General features: G+C 63.4%; 1 protein-coding gene. It reads left to right on the forward strand.

Features of this window, described 5'->3' with window-relative positions:
• Positions 1 to 1,424 (forward strand): Ig-like domain-containing protein (locus tag AC1DHT_RS29130; protein WP_477761585.1); only part of this gene is annotated, 1,424 nt, incomplete at both ends.

Genomic DNA, 1,424 nt, shown 5'->3' on the forward strand with positions numbered 1-1,424 from the left:
CTGGCCAACGACACCGATGTCGACGACGGTCACGCGTTCACGCTGAACTCGGCCAGCGCGCCGGCAAACAAGGGTACAGCCAGCGTGGTCGACAACCAGCTGCTGTTCACTCCGGGAAGCGATTTTGATCACCTGGCGCAGGGGGTGGTCGAGCACGTGACGCTCAGTTACCAGATGCAGGATGAACACGGGGCACTCTCGAGTTCCACGGTGGACGTGACCATCACCGGCACCAACGACGCGCCGGTGGCAGTGGCCGATACAGCCGCCGGCACGGAAAACCAGACCCTGACCATCAACGTGCTGGGCAACGACACCGATGTCGATGACGGTCACGCGTTCACACTGAACTCGGCCAGCGCGCCGGCAAACAAAGGCAGTGCCAGCGTGGTCGGCAACCAGCTGGTGTTCACCCCCGGAACTGACTTCGACCACCTGGCGCAAGGCGCGGTCGAGCACGTGACGCTCAATTACCAGATGCAGGACGAACACGGCGCGCTCTCGAGTTCCACGGTGGACGTGACCATCACCGGCACCAACGACGSKCCGGTRGCGGTGGCCGATACGGCCGCCGGYACGGAAAACCAGACCCTGAGCATCGACGTGCTGGCCAAYGACACCGACGTCGATGACGGCCATGCATTCACCTTGGTCAGCGCCAGCGCGCCAATCGGCCAAGGCAGTGCCAGCGTGGTCGGCAACCAGTTGCAGTTCAATCCGGGGGCTGATTTCGACCATCTGGCGCAGGGCGTGGTCGAGCACGTGACGCTCAGTTACCAGATGCAGGACCAGTACGGGGCGCTCTCGAGTTCCACGGTGGATGTGACGATCACCGGCACCAACGACGCGCCGGTAGCGGTGGCCGATACGGCCGCCGGTACGGAAAACCAGACCCTGAGCATCGACGTGCTGGCCAACGACACCGATGTCGATGACGGCCACCTGTTCACGCTGAACTCGGCCAGCGCGCCGGCAAACAAAGGCACGGCCAGCGTGGTCGACAACCAGTTGGTGTTCACCCCGGGAAGTGATTTCGACCATCTGGCGCAGGGCGTGGTCGAGCACGTGACGCTCACTTACCAGATGCAGGACGAACACGGGGCACTCTCGAGTTCCACGGTGGACGTGACCATTACCGGCACCAACGACGCACCGGTGGCGGTGGCCGATACGGCCGCCGGTACGGAAAACCAGACCCTGACCATTGACGTGCTGGCCAACGACACCGATGTCGATGACGGCCACCTGTTCACGCTGAACTCGGCCAGCGCGCCGGCAAACAAAGGCAGTGCCAGCGTGGTCGGCAACCAGCTGGTGTTCAATCCGGGGAGCGACTTCGATCATCTGGCGCAGGGTGCGGTCGAGCACGTGACGCTCAATTACCAGATGCAGGACGAACACGGCGCACTCTCGAGCTCTACGGT

It is taken from the genome of Pseudomonas sp. 05N432 (genome assembly GCF_056396945.1).